The following is a 14,843-nucleotide window of genomic DNA, read 5'->3' on the forward strand; positions in this document are numbered from 1 at the left end:
GTGCTCAGACCCGGGTGCTCAGGCTTCGGGCAGCGGGGCCTCGGCTTCGATCGGGTAGCCCTCGTCGGTCCAGCGGCGCAGGCCGCCGCGCAGGTTGGCCACCTGCGGGCGCCCGGCCTTGAGCAGCTGCTGGGTGGCGAGGGCCGAGCGACTGCCGGAATGGCAGACCAGCACCAGGGGCCGGTCGGCGGGGAGTTCGGCCGCACGGGCCTCCAGCTGCGGCAGCGGCAGCAGCTGGCTGGCGGGGATGCGGCCGTCGGGACCGTGATATTCCTCGGGGGTGCGCACATCCACCACGGCGACATCGGCGCGGTGGGCGGCCAGCCAGGCCGGCGTGAGTTCCGGCAGGCCGGCATAGCTGCGCTGCAGCGGCGCCCAGCTCACGGCCGGCTGCGGCTGCCGCGGTCTGCCGGAGCGCAGGTTGCCCGGCAGGGCCTCGGCGATGCGGTGGGGATGGGGCAGCTTCATGGCCTCCATGTGGCCCACGAAGTCCCGTTCGGTGGCGCTGCCGCCCAGCCGGGCGTTGTAGGCCTTCTCCTCCGCCACCGAGGTGACGCCGCGCCCTGTGTAGTCGTGGCACGGATAGAGCTGGCAGGCCTCCGGCAGGGTGAAGATCTGCCGGGTGATGGAGGTCCACAGGGTGTGGGCATCGCCCTGCTGGAAATCACAGCGGCCGCAGCCCCGCACCAGCAGGGCATCGCCGGTGAAGGCCAGGCTGTGGTCGTCGAGCACATAGGTGACGCAGCCGTTGGTGTGGCCCGGTGTGCTGCGCACCTCCAGGACGCGCTGACCGAAGCCCACCCGGTCGCCATGGGCCAGGGGCAGGGTGACGTTCTCAGCGCCGGCGGCCGCGGCCAGGCCGATGGCGCAGCCGGTGGCCTCGTGCAGCAGCCAGCTGCCGGTGACATGGTCGGCATGGGCGTGGGTGTCGAGCGAGGCCACCAGCGCGATGCCCAGCTCCTGCACCAGGGAGAGGTCGCGCCCGTGCTGCTCGAACACCGGATCGATGATCACGCCCTGCCGGCTCGGCACGTCGGCCAGCAGATAGGTGAAGGTGCCGGTGGCGGCATCGAAGAGCTGGCGGAAGAGCAGCGGGCCGCCACCGGCGGCGGCAGCCAGGAGGGCGGGGGCGGGAGCGAAAGCACCGGGGGAGGAGGCGGCCATGCGGCATCCCTGCAGACTGCTATGACGATAGCCGCATAGAGGGGAATAACGCAATCGCCCTCGCCGGGGCACGCCTGCCCCGCTCCCCGGCGGCAGGCGGAAGGCCATGGCAGAATGCTTCTAGACTCATAGAGAATCACCATGGCCGGCCCGGGCTCCATGCCCTCTCCCCAGCTGCTGGAGGAGTACTGCCACTTCTTCCGGATCCTGAGCGAGCCGGCCCGGCTGCAGTTGCTCTGCCAGCTCAAGCAGGGGCCGCTGGACGTGGCCGCCCTGATCGAGGCCACGGGCTTCTCCCAGTCGCACATCAGCCGCCAGCTGGGCCAGTTGCAGCGGGCCGGCCTGGTGCGCTGCGAACGCGATGGGGTCCGCACCATCTGGCACGCCGACAGCGAGCTGGTGGACGACCTCTGCACCCTGGTGCAGACCCGCCTGCGCCAGCGCCTGGAGGCCCAGCTGCAGCAGCTCGGGGCCGCCTGAAGCCGGCCCGGGCCGCCCTCCCTGCCCCCACCCCAACCCGCGTGGGGCTGCCGCCACTGACAGCACACCAGACAGCACACCAGGGCAGACCATGACAGGATCGCGCCACCTCTGGCCCTCTCCAGGTTCGGCGCCATGCCTGAAGCCCTGCGCGGCTCCACCCGTCCGCTCCCCGTCCCCGCCGCTGCGCGCGGCTGGCAACCGCCGGCGCGCCCCAGGCGGCGGGCTGCCCTGGTGGCCCTGCTCGGGCTGATTCCCCTGGCCGCCTGCGCTCCCCAGGACGGCTCCGGCCTGCAGAGCCCGAAACTCAGTGGCATCACCGGCCGCGGCAAGCTGGTGTGCGGCGTGGAGGGCACCCTGCCGGGCTTCAGCTTCGTGGAGCCCGACGGCCGCTATTCCGGCCTCGATGTGGACACCTGCAAGGCGGTGGCCGCCGTGGTGCTCGGCGATCCCGAGAAGGTGGAATACCGCAACCTCAACTCCAGCGAGCGCTTCGCGGCCCTGGCCAGCGGCGAGGTGGACATGCTGGCCCGCAACACCACCGCCACCCTCAGCCGCGACGCCGCCGGCGGCAACGGCCTCAGCTTCGCCCCCACCACCTTCTATGACGGCCAGGGGGTGATGGCGCCGGTGAAGAGCGGCATCACCAGCCTCAAGGGCCTGGCCGGCAAGGCGATCTGCGTGGAGAGCGGCACCACCACCGAGCTCAACCTGGCCGATCGGATGCGCGAGATCAACGTGCCCTACACGCCGCTGAAGTTCCAGACCAGCGACCAGACCTACGCCGCCTACCTGGGCGGCCGCTGCGCCGCCGTCACCAGCGACCGCTCCCAGCTGGCCGGCAAGCGCAGCAGCTTCCCCACCCCCGACGACCACCAGCTGCTGCCGGATGTGCTCAGCAAGGAGCCGCTGTCACCGGCCACCACCAACGCCGATCCGGCCTGGGCCGATGCCCTGCGCTGGATCGTGTTCAGCCTGATGCAGGCCGAGGAGTGGGGCATCACCCAGGCCAACCTCGACAGCAAGCTGGCCGAGGCCAAGGCCAACACCAACCTGGCCGACCTGCGACGCTTCTTCGGCGTGGAGGGCGACTTCGGCCGCCAGCTCGGCCTGCCCGCCGACTTCACGGTGCGGGCGATCCGGGCCGTGGGCAACTACGGCGAGATCTTCGAGCGCAACGTGGGCACCACCTCGCGGCTCAAGCTCGAGCGGGGCCTCAACCGGCTGTGGACCCAGGGCGGCCTGATCTACGCCCAGCCCTTCCGCTGATGGCGCTGCCCCCGCAACCGCTCCCGATCCCCTGGTGGCGGAACCGGCGCCTGCTGCCCTGGCTGCTGCAGGCGGCGGTGGCCCTGGTGGTGCTGGTGCTGATCGCCTTCCTTCTGGGCAACCTGATCCGCAACCTCACGGCGGCGGGGCTGCTGCTCACCTGGCGCTGGCTGGGCCAGCCCGCCAGCTTCGACATCAGCGAAACCACCCTTCCCTTCAACGCCGCCCTCCCCTACTGGCGGGCCCTGCTGGCCGGCCTGGCCAACACCCTGCGGGCCGTGGTGAGCGGCCTGATCGGCGCCACCGTGCTGGGCACCCTGGCGGGCATGGCCAACTTCAGCAGCAACGGGCTGCTGCGGGGCCTGGTGCGGGGCTACGTGGAGGTGGTGCGCAACATCCCCCTGCTGCTGCAGCTGGTGTTCTGGTATTTCGTGGTGTTCCTCGCGCTGCCCAACGGCGCCGCCGCCTTCCAGTTGCCGGGGCTCACCCTGGCCAAGTCCGGGCTCTACCTGGCCGGGTTCGCCCAGGGCGGCTGGACGGGGCCCACCCTGGTGAACGGGGTGTGGCAGGCCCCCCTGCGGCTGAGCGTGGAGTTCGGCGCCCTGCTGTGCGGGCTGGTGGTGTACTCGGGGGCCTACATCGCCGAGGTGGTGCGGGCCGGTATCGCCGCGGTGCCTGCGGGCCAGTGGGAAGCGGCCTCCTCCCTGGGCCTGGGCTGGCTGGCCACCGTGCGGCACGTGGTGCTGCCCCAGGCGCTGCGGGTGATCGTGCCGGGCCTCAACACCCAGTACATCTCCCTGGCCAAGAACTCCTCGCTGGCGGTGGCCGTGGGCTACCCAGACCTCTACGCCGTGGCCGAGACCACCCTCAACCAGACCGGCCGGGCGGTGGAGGTGGTGATCCTGCTGCTGGCGGCCTACCTGGTGCTGGATCTGCTGATCTCGGCGGTGATGAACGGCCTCAACCGGCTGGTGCAGATCCGGGAGCGCTGAGATGGCACCATCTTCCCCCCCATCGGCTTCCCCCCTGCGAGGGCTGGCCGGCCGGCTGCGCCGCGAGCTGTTCGCCACCCCCGTCGATGGCCTGATCACCCTGGTGCTGCTCGGCGTGATCGGCGGCGGCCTCACGGGCCTGCTGCGCTGGGCCCTCACCCAGACCGACTGGGCCGTGATCCGGCTGAACAGCACCCTCTTCGCCGTGGGGCGCTACCCCCTGGAGCAGCAGTGGCGGCTCTGGTGGCTGCTGGCCCTGCTCAGCGCCGCGGCCGGCCTCACCTGGGGCCTGCTGCGCAGCCAGCCCCGGCCCGACCGGAGCGGCAGGCTGTGGCCGGCCGCCGACCGCTGGGCCTGCGGGCTGATCGCCGGCCTGGCCCTCTGGACCCCCTGGGCCCTGCAGCTCTCCGCCGCCATCAGCCTGCGCTGGGCGGGCCTGGCCGCCCTGCTGCTGGCCCTGCGCTGGCTGAGCGGGCGGCTGGGGCAGGGGCTGAGTCAGCGCCAGGGTTCCCGGGCCCTGCGCAGCCTGGCCCTGCTCTGGCCGGCCCTTTACCTGATCGGCATGGTGCTGATCAGCGGCGGCCTCGGCCTGGGGGCGGTGCCGAGCGCCGAGTGGGGCGGGCTGCTGCTCACCCTGCTGCAGGCCAGCTTCGCGATCCTGCTCTGCTTTCCCCTGGGCGTGCTGCTGGCCCTGGGGCGGCGCAGCAACCTGCCCCTGCTGCGCTGGGGCTCGGTGCTCTACATCGAGTTCGTGCGCGGGGCGCCGCTGATCACCCTGCTCTTTCTGGGGCAGAACATCCTCGGCTTCCTGCTGCCGGGAGGGCTCGCCCCCGAGCGGGTGTGGCGCGCCGCCTGGGTGCTCACCTTCTTCGCCGCCGCCTACCTGGCCGAGGCGGTGCGCTCCGGCCTGGCGGCCGTGCCCAAGGGGCAGCACGAGGCCGCCCGCTCCCTCGGACTCGGCCCCCGGCAGACCCTGCAGCACGTGGTGCTGCCCCAGGCCCTGCGGGTGGCCCTGCCGGTGATGGTGAGCCAGTTCATCTCCCTGCTGCAGGACACCACCCTGCTGTCGCTGATCGGGCTGCTCGAGCTGCTCGGCACCGCCCGGGCCGTGATGGCCAACCCGGCCTTCCTGGGCGACTACGGCGAGGTGTACCTCACCCTGGCGGTGCTGTTCTGGGGCTGCTGCACCGCCCTGGGCCTGGGCAGCCGCGCCCTCGAACACCGCCTCGATCCCCGTCACACCGCCTCCACCCGATGACCACCCCCTCTTCTGCCGGGCCCACCGGCCCGATCCTGCAGGCCGAGGCCGTGCACAAGTGGTACCCCAACGGCTTCCAGGCCCTCAAGGGGGCCAGCCTCACGGTGGAGCGGGGGGAGGTGGTGGTGATCATGGGGCCGTCGGGCTCGGGCAAGAGCACCTTCATCCGCACCTTCAACGCCCTGGAGGACTTCCAGCAGGGCAGCATCCACATCGACGGCCGCCCCCTCTCGGCCGATCTGCGCGACATCGACGCGATCCGCCGCGAGGTGGGGATGGTGTTCCAGCAGTTCAACCTCTTTCCGCACCTCACCGTGCTGGAGAACCTCACCCTGGCGCCGGTGCTGGTGCGCCGCCGCAGCCGGGCCGAGGCGGAGCGGCGGGCGCGGGAGCTGCTGGAGCGGGTGGGCATCGCCGAGCAGGCCGGCAAGTTTCCCGGCCAGCTCTCCGGCGGCCAGCAGCAGCGGGTGGCCATCGCCCGCTCGCTGTGCATGGATCCCCAGCTGATGCTGTTCGATGAGCCCACCAGCGCCCTCGACCCCGAGATGGTGCGGGAGGTGCTGGAGGTGATGCAGGCCCTGGCGGCCGACGGCATGACCATGGTGGTGGTGACCCACGAGGTGCGGTTCGCCCAGCAGGTGGCCCACCGGGTGGTGCTGATGGACGCGGGTGAGGTGGTGGAGGTGGCGCCGCCGCAGCAGTTCTTCTCGAACCCCAGCCACCAGCGCACCCGGCGCTTCCTCGACCAGATCCTCTGAGGACAGCGGCATGGCCCAACGGCATCCCCGGGCGCGGCGCCACCACAGCGAGCACCACCGCTCCGACCGGGTGGGCTGGATGCGGGCGATGGTGCTCGGCGCCAACGACGGCACGATCTCCGTGGCCAGCCTGGTGGTGGGCATCGCCGCCGCCGGCGCCGGCCGCAGCGAGATCCTGCTTTCGGGGGTGGCCGCCACCGTGGCAGGGGCCCTGTCGATGGCCGCCGGCGAGTACGTGTCGGTGCAGTCGCAGGCCGACACCGAACAGGCCGACCTGGCCCGCGAGCGGACCGAGCTCCGCGAAGATCCGGCCGGGGAGCTGGCCGAGCTCACCGAGATCTACGTGCAGCGGGGCCTCGATCGCGAACTGGCGCTCCGGGTGGCGACCCAGCTGAGCCAGCACGACCCCCTGGGCGCCCACGCCCGCGACGAACTCGGGCTCACCGAGACCCTGCGGGCCCGGCCGGTGCAGGCGGCCCTCTCCTCCGCCGCCAGCTTCATCCTGGGCTCCCTGGTGCCGATCCTGGCGATCCTGCTGGCCCCGGCGGCGCGGATCGCCGCCGCCACCACCCTCACGGCCCTGCTGGCGCTGGCGGGGCTGGGGGCCCTGGCCGCCTGGGCCGGCGGGGCGCCGCTGCGGCAGGGAGCCCTGCGGATGGTGGTGTGGGGAGCCCTGGCCATGGGCCTCACCGCGGCCGTGGGGCGGCTGTTCGGCACGGCGGTGTGAAGAGGGCTGTTCGCCCTCAAGGGCGCTGGCTCCGCTGCCAGCGCATCAGACCCAGCCGACGAGCGATCCCCTCCAGAGGCTTCAGGTAGGCGGCTTCGTGGGGCTGGCCGGTGAGCATGCGGTTCCAGTAGATCCAGGGGAAGCCGAAGCGCTCCAGCAGCCAGGTGAACCATCGCTCCTTCACCGGATTCACCAGAAAGCTGCTCACCGGCTGCTGGCGGTAATCGAACTCCAGCAACATCACCGAGTGGTCGCTGGTGATCAGGGGACAGGCGCTGTAGCCGTCGTAGGCGGACTCCGGGGAGCGGCCTTCGAGCACGGCCACCACATTGGCCGCCACCACAGGAGCCTGCTGGCGCACCGCCGCGGCCGTTTTGGCGGTCGGGAAGGAGCCCACATCGCCGATGGCGAACACATTGCCGTAACGGCGATGCTGGGCGGTGCGGGGATCCACGGCCACCCAGCCTTCCCCGGGGTTCACGGCCAGGGGGCTGCGGGCCACCACCGCCGGCGCTGCCATCGGCGGCACCACATGCAACAGGTCAAATGGAAGGACGGCCTCCCGCGAGACCTTCCCCGGCTCCTTGACGCAGAACGTGGCGGTACGCTCCGCTCCGTTCACAGCCACAAGATCGTGGTGGTAACGCACCTCCTCGCCACGCTCGGCGGCGATGGCCACCATCCGTTCGCTGTAGGCCGCCACGGGGAAGAGGGCCGGCTGAGCTGTGCAGAAGAGCAGCCGTGACCGGACCCCTACGCCACTTCGCGCCTTGAACTGCTGATCCGCGAGGTGCATGATCTTCTGAGGCGCCCCACCGCACTTGATGGCCGTGGCGGGGTGGGTGAAGATCGCCGTTCCGCCCTTGAAGCTCTCCAGGACGCGGCGGGTGTGGGCCGCCAGGTCGCGGCGGTAGATGCTGGTCACACTGTGGCGGCCGAGGCTCTCGGCCAGGCCCGGCACCGCACTCCACTGGAGTTCGAGGCCCAGGGCCACCACCAGAACGTCGTAGCCCACGCACTGGCCATCAGCGAGCCGCACCCGGTTCTGATCCGGTTCGAACGCGGCCACGGCGGCCTGGATCCAGCGAACGCCCTCGGGGATCACCTCGCCCTCGGGCCGCCGGGTACTGGCGACATCCACGAAGCCACCGGCCACCAGCACCCAGCCAGACTGGTAGTCGTGGAAGGGCGACGGTTCGATCACCGCCACCTCAAGGTCGGGCCGCAGCCGCCGCAGCCAGCTGGCCAGGGTGATGCCGCCGGTACCCCCGCCGGCGATCAGCACCCGGGCATGGAGCTCAGCCACCGGTGGCGGACTCCAGGGCCTCGGCCACCTCCGGAATGAACACGGCGTACATGCCGCGCAGATCCCCCGGCTTGAAGTCGAAGGCCCGGTCCTGGGGGTAGCGCTCCTTCACGAAGGCCGGCCGGCTGTCCTTGCTGCCGTGGCAGGCCAGGCAGCTGGGCTGCACAGCGATGCGGCGGTAGTAGCTCACCCCGGCGGGCTGGCCTTCGGCGCTGGGTTGCCACAGGCCCTGGATCTGGGGATGGCGGGAGAACAGATCGATCACCTCCCGCTCCTGGGCGTTGGCGGGGGCATGGTCGGGATTGCGGTACTTGGTGGCCACCTGGCGCACGGTCCAGCCGTTCTCCTTGCCGATGGCAGCGGCGCGGCGGCCCACCGGCATGCACACCTCCTTCATGGTGTCCAGGGTGGGCTCCTCGGTGCTGCCCTCGAGCGTGGCGGCCAGGCCGATGCGCAGCCGGTCGAGCTGCTCCATCTGGTCCACGGCCCTGGCGAGCACCTCAGGGTTCACCGGGGCTTCCGCCGGCACCGCCTGGGCGGCGGAGGGAGCCAGGCAGAACAGAAAGGCTCCCAGCAGGGCGAGGGCGGCGGAGGTGGCCATCAGCGGCCCCACCCTCCGCAGGGTGGACAGCACGGGGTTCATGGCGAGGGCAGTGGGGGAGTTGGCGGGGAAAGGGAGAAAGGCCCGGCGGGATCCGGGCCTGGGAGCGAGCTTCGGCTGGGTGGGGGTCAAAGTCCCACTAACCGATCGCCGGGGCCGTGAACGGCACCGGAGCTGTTTCCACCAGGGCCAGATCGAGCGGGAAGTTGTGCACATTGCGCTCGTGCATCGCCTCGATGCCCAGGCCGGCCCGGTTGAGCACGTCGGCCCAGGTGTCCACCACATGGCCCTGGTTGTCGAGCACCGAGTGGTTGAAGTTGAGGCCGTTGAGGTTGAAGGAGAAGCTGGCCACCGCCAGGGCGGCGAACCAGATGCCCACCACCGGCCAGGCGGCCAGGAGGAAGTGCAGGCTGCGGCTGTTGTTGAAGCTGGCGTACTGGAAGATGAGCCGGCCGAAATAGCCATGGGCGGCCACGATGTTGTAGGTCTCCTCCTCCTGGCCGAACTTGTAGCCCCGGTTCTGGCTCTCGGTTTCGGTGGTCTCGCGCACCAGGGAGCTGGTGACCAGGGAGCCGTGCATGGCGGAGAACAGGGCCCCGCCGAACACCCCGGCCACGCCCAGCATGTGGAAGGGATGCATCAGCACGTTGTGCTCGGCCTGCAGCACCAGCATGAAATTGAAGGTGCCGGAGATGCCGAGGGGCATCGCATCCGAGAAGGAGCCCTGGCCGACGGCATACACCAGCAGCACGGCCGTGGCCGCAGCCACGGGCGCCGAGTAGGCCACGGCGATCCAGGGACGCATGCCGAGCCGGTAGCTCAGCTCCCATTCCCGGCCCATCCAGCAGAAGATGCCGATCAGGAAATGGAACACGATCAGCTGGTAGGGGCCGCCGTTGTACAGCCACTCCGAAAGGCTGGTGGCTTCCCAGATCGGATAGAAGTGCAGACCGATGGCATTCGTGGTGGGCACCACCGCCGCGGTGATGATGTTGTTACCGCTCAGCAGCGAGCCGGCCACGGGTTCACGGATGCCGTCGATGTCGACCGGGGGAGCGGCGATGAAGGCGATCACGAAGCAGAGCGCCGCCACCAGCAGGGTGGGGATCATCAGAACGCCGAACCAACCGATGTAGAGGCGGTTGTCGGTGCTGGTGATCCAGTCCTTGAAGGCTGTCCAGGGTTGGCGCCGCGGGGGCGCCAGAGGAGTTGTGGTCATCGGATTCACAGGGAAGTGGATCGGGAGGCCCTGCCGCGGGGACCGGAGCCACGGGTGGGCGCCGTGGGGTGGGCGTCCCGAGGAAACGCCTCCGTCCATAACGCTAGCGTTTTACGCGTCTATGACGCATCGGCTGCTATGCGCTTTTGTACTCAAATCCTCAGGCGGTCGTGCTGCCTGGTCGTCGTCTGTCTGCTGCTGCTGGGAGCGGGCCTGCCTGCTGGCGCGCTGGACTCTGGCGACGGCCTGCCCCAAACCTGGAGAGTGCGCGACCGGGATGGCCAGCTCTGGGGGCTGACCTTGCTGCCGGTGGGGGACGCCCCAGCTAGAGAGGCTGGGGCTGGCCAGGACTGGCGTCTGCGCCTCACCGCCCGCTCGGCAGGCCTCCGGCCCGATCACCAGGAGCCCCTGACACTGGCCGATGCCCAGGGACAGGTGTGGACGCTGGCCAACAGCAGCGGCGAGCTGGTGGCGGGCGCGTCACAGCCGTTGCCCGCCTCAGCCGCCCAGTTCCGGGGGAAGCCCCTGCGGCCCGCGCCACGGGAGGCCTGGCCCCTGGAACTGCGCATCCCCCTGGAGGATGGGGCAGGGCAGCCGTTGGCCCCCGCCCGGGTGACCCTGGGGCCGGAAGCGGCGGCCGAATTGCAGCGCCTGGGCCGCGGCGGCCCATGACGCCGAGCCGGTGACGTTGGTTCAATGGGGGCCGGTTCGCCGATCACCGCCATCGCCGGACCCACCTCCTGGGTGCTGCTTGCCCTCGGCACCGCCCTGGGCGAAACCGTGCGCGACCTGGCCCTGCGCATGGTTCTGCGCCGGTCGGGGTGGAGCACGCTGCGGGTGATCGGCAGCAGCAGCGCCCTGGCGGCCCTGCTGCTGGTGGGGCCCGTGATGCTGACAGGCGGGTCAGGGGTGCACTGGCCCCCCTTCGCGGCGGCGCTGCTGCTGGGGGGAAGCCTCAACGCCCTGGCCTTCTGGGGCTATGGCCGCGCCCTGGCCCTGGAGGACCTCAGCCTGGTGCTGCCCCTGATCAACCTCTCCCCCCTGGTGCTGCTGCTGGCGGGCTGGTGGGTGCTCGGGGAGCATCCGAGCGCCGCGGCCGCCCTGGGGGTGGGGCTGCTGGTGCTGGGGGCCATGCTGCTGGGCCAGAGCCGACAGGAGCCCGGCGCCATTGGCCTGCGGCGGCTGTGGACCAGCGCCGGCTGCCGCTGGATGCTGCTGGTGGCCCTGCTCTGGGGCGTGGGCGCCAGCATCGACAAGCTCGGGGTGCGGGCCGGGGGGAGCCTGCTCTGGGTGATGGCACTGCAGCTCACGATCGGCGGCACCCTCCTGGGCCTCTCCCTGCCCTCCCGCTCCGGAGGGCGGCCGCTGGGCCAGCCATCCCGGGCGGGCCCGGTGCTTGTTGTGGGCCTGCTGCTGGCCGGCCTCGCGGGCGCGGTGGGCACCGTGTGGCAGATGGAGGCGATCAGCCGCACGGCGGTGGTGCACGTGATCGCGCTCAAGCGGCTGAGCACCCTGCTGGGCAGTGGCGCCGGCGTGCTGGCGCTGGGCGAACCGGAGGCGCTGCGACGGCTAGGGGCCGCCGCTCTGATGCTGATCGGGGCCGCCACCGTGCTCTGGGGCGCCCTGGGCTGAGCGCAGCCGGGCCCGCACCAGCAGCCCGTCACGGGGCATCGGGCTGGGAATCACCGCGAGGCCGAGGTCCTGATCCGGCAGCAGGTCGAACTCCACGCCGCGCAGCAGGCCGGTGGTGAGCAGGCGGATCTCCAGTTCCGCCAGGGCCTTGCCCAGGCACACCCGCTCGCCGCCGCCGAAGGGCCAGAGGGTGGAGGTCCAGCTGCCATCGCAGTGGCGCTCAGGCCGGAACGCCTCCGGCGCACTCTCCTGGCCGCAGGCTCCATAGCGGTTGGAGGAGGCCAGGGCCACCTGGATCACCCGGCCGGCCGGCACCGCCACCCCATCGAGCACGAGCGGCTGGCGGGCGCGACGGAAGAATCCGCCCACCGGTGGCATCAGCCGCATCACCTCCCGCACCACCGCATCGAGCCGCGGACCGCCCACGGCCCTGGAGCCGCTGCCGTCCTCCGGCGGCCAGGGAAGCGTGTCGATCTCCTCCAGCAGCCAGGCCCGCTGGGCCGGATGCTGCAGCAGGGCCAGCATCAGACAGCTCAGCGAGGAGGCGGTGGTCTCGTAGCCCGCGAACAGCAGCAGGAGCAGCTGTTCCACCAGATCGGGATCGCTGAGGGGAACGCCGGCCTCATCCACCCCTCCGGCCAGCAGATCCAGGCCGCCGCTGGCGGGCCGGCCCGGATCCCGGGCCCGGCGCAGCACCAGCGTCAGACGCCCGAGCAGGCGCTCGCGGGCAGCCAGCGCCCTGGCGAAGGGGCTGGCGGGGAGGGCCACGGGGAAGGAGAACAGCCCCCGGGTCCAGATCTCGAAATCCTGGAAGAGGGCTTCGCGATCCTCCCCCTCCAGCCCAAGCACAACGCCGGCGATTACCGCAAAGGCGAAGCGCCGAAGCCGGGCAGCCAGGGGCACCGGGTGGCCAGAGACCAGCAGCTCATCGCGCAGCTCCTCCACCAGGGCCGTGATCGCCGGGGTGTAGCGCTGCAGAGCGGACGCCGAGAAGAGCTGGCCCACCACCCGGCGGCGGGCGCGGTGGTCCGCTCCGTTGCGGTTCGCCAGCGAGCGCGAGCCCAGCAGCTGCTTCACGCTGGCGGGCCACCAGCCCTCCAGGGCGTCCGGCTGGGCGAAAAGATCCACCAGGGCGCGCTCGCCGCGGATGAACACCAGCGGCTGGCCGAGCAGCACGGTCTCGAACACATTGCCCAGCCGATCGAACCGGCGCTCGGCAAAACCTGGATCGCGGAAGAAGGCCAGGGCTTCGAGAACACCGCTGAGGGCGCCGGTGCGGGGCAGCGGCCGTGGGCCGTCAGCCGCAGACGCGGCGACCGGGGTGAGCCCGTCGGGCACGGTCAGTGACCGGGCACGCGGGGCTGGAGGCCCATCAGCTGACCCACCAGGTCCTCGCTCATCGAGGCCTGCAGCTGCCAGGCCTGCAGCAGGCTCTTGGCCACGGCACGCAAGTCGTCGATGTCGTCGCAGGAGTCGATCGCCCGGGCATGGGACTCGATGGCGAACTGGCGGCTGAGGGAGAGGGAGTCCAAGGGGGTGGCTGCGGTGTGTTCACATCACGTTACAAAACCTGGTCCGGTGTGGGGGTGCGGGTCTCCGCCTGTGGCGCGGCAGGCCACGGCGGAAGGCGCCACAGTGGGCCCAGCGGCAGGCAAGACGGCCATGGGCATGCGCGCACGGGTGGGACGGTGGTTGCGGCAGATCGGGGAGCGGCTGGACCCGGAGAACGTCGCCGCCAGGCCTGAGACAACCGGCGCCGCGCTGCCCGCCGGCAACCCCAAGCTGCCGGCGATCGACAGCCAGGACGACGGTCCGGCGGCTGGCCTGGACACCACCCCCTCGGTGCCCTGGCAGGGGGTGCGGGAGCGGGCCCTGAGCAAGAGCCTGCTCACCCTGCGCTCGGAAGCCGTGTACAGCCTCGGCGCCCTGCATGCCGCCCATCTGGCCGCCGCCGCGGTGTTCGATGACCGGCGGCTCGCCGTGGCCCTGGCCCAGCGCAGCGGCGAGGCCGTGGACGACGAGGTGCTCAGCAAGCTGGCGGAAGCGGCCTCGATCTGGCACCGGGACAGCGCCTCCCTCGGCATCGCCCTCACGGCGATCGGCACCGCCCAGGTGCCGGATCTCACCCTCGCCGAGGCCCTGCAGGTGGATGAGGAGGAGGAGGCCGCCCTCGAAGCGATGGTGGAGGGCTACCAGATCGAGCTGCAGCGCCAGATCCTCGAGGAAGCTGAGAGCTGAGCCCAGAGCTGAGCCGGGAATCGGACCGCGCCCTCAGCCGGCCATGTGGTCCACGCTGCTGAGGGCCTCCCCCAGCAGGCTGGTCACGCCCTCCAGCTGCCCCTTGCTGCCCATCACCACCAGCATCTGGCCCGGGGCCAGGCGGTGCTCGCTGCCGGGGTTGGCGATCAGGGTCTGCTGTTCGCGCACGTAGCTGGCGCCGCGGTACTGGCGCATGGCTTCGCTGGCGAGCGGGGCGGGCTGCACCGCCAGCACCAGGGCGCCGGTGCGGCGGCCGAGTTGCAGCTCTCCCAGGCTCATGCCGAGCAGCCGCCCCAGCGCCTGGGGATCGCTGCTGAGCCGGAACTCCTCCACCTCGCAGTCACTGCCCGCCAGCAGATCCATGAAGGTCACCGCCAGGGGCCGCAGGGCGGTGGCCGCCATCATGCGGCCGCCGCTCACGTAGGGGCTCACCACCTGGTCGGCCCCGGCCAGCCGCAGCTTGCGTTCGGCCTCGTCGCTGTCGGAGCGGGCGATCAGGCGGCAGTTGGGGGCCAGGCCCCGCGCACTCAGCACCACGTAGAGGTTGGCGGCATTGCTGGGCAGGGCCGCCACCAGGGAGCGGCAATGGTGGATGCCGGCCTCCAGCAGGGTCTCGTCGAGGGTGGCGTCGGCCACGAGCACCGGCAGGCCGCGGTCCTCCGCAGCGTCCCGGCGCTCCTGGTCCATCTCCACCACCAGCAGCGGCACCCGCTCCCGGGTGAGCTGCTCGGCGATCTCACGGCCGATGCGGCCGTAGCCGCAGAGAATCACATGGTTCTGCATGGTCTTGAGCCAGCGGCGGAAGCGGCGCTCGCGCAGGCGCCGGAAATAGCCCGATTCAGACAGCCCCAGCACCCCCTGGATGCTGATCTGCACCACCACGACGCCACCGAGGATCAGCAGCGCCGTGACCACCCGGCCAGCGGGGGAGAGGGGCTGCACCTCGCCGTAGCCGATCGTGCTGATCGTGATCGCCACCATCCAGTAGCAGTCGGCCCAGCTCCAGCCCTCGGTGAGGCGGTAGCCGATGGCGGCGAGGTTCACGAGCAGCACCAGCGCCAGCGGAGCCCGCCAGGGCCGGCGGATCCGCGTGGAGGGAGGGCGGCGTCGGCGCCAGGGGCGCCAGCTGGAGCTGGCCATGGGGATCCGGATCCGCAGTCCCGGATCGCTGCGTCATT

Annotated in this window: 16 protein-coding genes; 9 read left to right on the forward strand and 7 right to left on the reverse strand. The window is 71.6% G+C overall.

What is annotated here, in order from left to right; genetic code table 11:
* Nucleotides 1–18: 18 nt before the first annotated feature.
* Nucleotides 19–1,164, reverse strand: coding sequence for a rhodanese-like domain-containing protein (locus tag CBM981_RS04670; protein WP_087067457.1), 1,146 nt, complete (start codon nucleotides 1,162–1,164; stop codon nucleotides 19–21).
* A 159-nt stretch (nucleotides 1,165–1,323) separates the two neighbouring features.
* On the opposite strand from CBM981_RS04670, the gene CBM981_RS04675 reads away from it, so the two are divergent.
* The 6 genes from CBM981_RS04675 to CBM981_RS04700 all read left to right on the forward strand — a co-directional run bounded on the left by CBM981_RS04675 (nucleotide 1,324) and on the right by CBM981_RS04700 (nucleotide 6,648).
* Nucleotides 1,324–1,644 carry a helix-turn-helix transcriptional regulator gene (locus tag CBM981_RS04675; RefSeq protein WP_172820816.1) on the forward strand — a complete coding sequence of 107 codons (321 nt, stop codon included), beginning with the start codon at nucleotides 1,324–1,326 and terminating at the stop codon, nucleotides 1,642–1,644.
* 234 nt (nucleotides 1,645–1,878) lie between these two features.
* Nucleotides 1,879–2,913, forward strand: a complete 1,035-nt coding sequence (locus CBM981_RS04680) for an amino acid ABC transporter substrate-binding protein (RefSeq protein ID WP_172820929.1) — start codon at nucleotides 1,879–1,881, stop codon at nucleotides 2,911–2,913.
* Nucleotides 2,913–3,905 (forward strand): ABC transporter permease subunit, encoded by a 993-nt coding sequence (locus CBM981_RS04685; protein ID WP_087067460.1) that lies wholly within the window; start codon nucleotides 2,913–2,915, stop codon nucleotides 3,903–3,905. The genes CBM981_RS04680 and CBM981_RS04685 overlap by 1 nt, the downstream gene beginning before the upstream one ends.
* A 1-nt stretch (nucleotide 3,906) precedes the next feature.
* The gene (locus CBM981_RS04690; RefSeq protein WP_087067461.1) at nucleotides 3,907–5,163 is read left to right on the forward strand and encodes an amino acid ABC transporter permease; all 1,257 of its coding nucleotides are present in this window, start codon (nucleotides 3,907–3,909) and stop codon (nucleotides 5,161–5,163) included.
* Nucleotides 5,160–5,921: an amino acid ABC transporter ATP-binding protein gene (locus CBM981_RS04695; RefSeq protein ID WP_087067462.1), complete on the forward strand. Its 762-nt coding sequence runs from the start codon at nucleotides 5,160–5,162 to the stop codon at nucleotides 5,919–5,921. The genes CBM981_RS04690 and CBM981_RS04695 overlap by 4 nt, the downstream gene beginning before the upstream one ends.
* A 10-nt stretch (nucleotides 5,922–5,931) precedes the next feature.
* On the forward strand, nucleotides 5,932–6,648 hold the full coding sequence (locus CBM981_RS04700; protein ID WP_087067463.1) for a VIT family protein: 717 nt from the start codon (nucleotides 5,932–5,934) through the stop codon (nucleotides 6,646–6,648).
* A 16-nt stretch (nucleotides 6,649–6,664) separates the two neighbouring features.
* Here CBM981_RS04700 and CBM981_RS04705 read toward each other — a convergent pair whose 3' ends face one another.
* The 3 genes from CBM981_RS04705 to psbA form a co-directional block, all read right to left on the reverse strand.
* Nucleotides 6,665–7,954 carry an FAD/NAD(P)-binding oxidoreductase gene (locus CBM981_RS04705; protein WP_087067464.1) on the reverse strand — a complete coding sequence of 430 codons (1,290 nt, stop codon included), beginning with the start codon at nucleotides 7,952–7,954 and terminating at the stop codon, nucleotides 6,665–6,667.
* The gene (locus CBM981_RS04710) at nucleotides 7,947–8,597 is read right to left on the reverse strand and encodes a DUF3365 domain-containing protein (RefSeq protein ID WP_172820817.1); all 651 of its coding nucleotides are present in this window, start codon (nucleotides 8,595–8,597) and stop codon (nucleotides 7,947–7,949) included. Before CBM981_RS04710 ends, CBM981_RS04705 begins: the two co-directional genes overlap by 8 nt.
* Nucleotides 8,598–8,694: 97 nt before the next feature.
* Nucleotides 8,695–9,774 (reverse strand): photosystem II q(b) protein, encoded by a 1,080-nt coding sequence (gene psbA, locus CBM981_RS04715; protein WP_087067465.1) that lies wholly within the window; start codon nucleotides 9,772–9,774, stop codon nucleotides 8,695–8,697.
* 264 nt (nucleotides 9,775–10,038) lie between these two features.
* On the opposite strand from psbA, the gene CBM981_RS04720 reads away from it, so the two are divergent.
* Together CBM981_RS04720 and CBM981_RS04725 are read left to right on the forward strand one after the other, a co-directional pair.
* Nucleotides 10,039–10,446 (forward strand): DUF3122 domain-containing protein, encoded by a 408-nt coding sequence (locus CBM981_RS04720; RefSeq protein WP_225867537.1) that lies wholly within the window; start codon nucleotides 10,039–10,041, stop codon nucleotides 10,444–10,446.
* 24 nt (nucleotides 10,447–10,470) lie between these two features.
* Complete coding sequence (locus CBM981_RS04725) at nucleotides 10,471–11,406, forward strand: EamA family transporter (protein ID WP_087067467.1); 936 nt, start codon at nucleotides 10,471–10,473, stop codon at nucleotides 11,404–11,406.
* On the opposite strand, the gene CBM981_RS04730 is transcribed toward CBM981_RS04725, so the two are convergent.
* Together CBM981_RS04730 and CBM981_RS04735 are read right to left on the reverse strand one after the other, a co-directional pair.
* The gene (locus tag CBM981_RS04730) at nucleotides 11,344–12,744 is read right to left on the reverse strand and encodes a cytochrome P450 (RefSeq protein ID WP_087067468.1); all 1,401 of its coding nucleotides are present in this window, start codon (nucleotides 12,742–12,744) and stop codon (nucleotides 11,344–11,346) included. The genes CBM981_RS04725 and CBM981_RS04730 overlap by 63 nt on opposite strands.
* Before the next feature lie 2 nt (nucleotides 12,745–12,746).
* Entirely contained in the window at nucleotides 12,747–12,938 is a 192-nt protein-coding gene (locus CBM981_RS04735) for a hypothetical protein (RefSeq protein ID WP_087067469.1), read from the reverse strand.
* A gap of 130 nt (nucleotides 12,939–13,068) precedes the next feature.
* On the opposite strand from CBM981_RS04735, the gene CBM981_RS04740 reads away from it, so the two are divergent.
* Nucleotides 13,069–13,644 carry a hypothetical protein gene (locus CBM981_RS04740; protein WP_157665335.1) on the forward strand — a complete coding sequence of 192 codons (576 nt, stop codon included), beginning with the start codon at nucleotides 13,069–13,071 and terminating at the stop codon, nucleotides 13,642–13,644.
* 33 nt (nucleotides 13,645–13,677) lie between these two features.
* Here CBM981_RS04740 and CBM981_RS04745 read toward each other — a convergent pair whose 3' ends face one another.
* Nucleotides 13,678–14,805: a TrkA family potassium uptake protein gene (locus CBM981_RS04745; RefSeq protein ID WP_087067471.1), complete on the reverse strand. Its 1,128-nt coding sequence runs from the start codon at nucleotides 14,803–14,805 to the stop codon at nucleotides 13,678–13,680.
* Between the last annotated feature and the right edge of the window lie 38 nt (nucleotides 14,806–14,843).

It is taken from the genome of Cyanobium sp. NIES-981 (assembly GCF_900088535.1).
Taxonomy (GTDB): domain Bacteria; phylum Cyanobacteriota; class Cyanobacteriia; order PCC-6307; family Cyanobiaceae; genus NIES-981.